Raw genomic sequence first — 307 nt, forward strand, 5'->3', positions numbered from 1 at the left:
TGTCACGATGAACTGCGGCGTAAGAAAATCAGCGCGCTTATCCCTCCCCGAAAAGGTGCGGGTTACTGGCCCGGTGAATATGCAGACCGTAACCGTGCAGTGGCTAATCAGCGAATGACCGGGAGTAATGCGCGGTGGAAATGGACAACAGATTACAACCGTCGCTCGATAGCGGAAACGGCGATGTACCGGGTAAAACAGCTGTTCGGGGGTTCACTGACGCTGCGTGACTACGATGGTCAGGTTGCGGAGGCTATGGCCCTGGTACGAGCGCTGAACAAAATGACGAAAGCAGGTATGCCTGAAA

General features: G+C 54.7%; 1 protein-coding gene. It reads left to right on the forward strand.

Annotation, left to right across the window (positions count from 1 at the left end):
• Positions 1–307: transposase (locus HX884_RS26895; RefSeq protein WP_178329072.1), on the forward strand; the 307-nt coding region annotated here is incomplete at both ends.

Source organism: Enterobacter sp. SECR19-1250, from assembly GCF_013391025.1.
Lineage (GTDB): Bacteria > Pseudomonadota > Gammaproteobacteria > Enterobacterales > Enterobacteriaceae > Enterobacter > Enterobacter cloacae.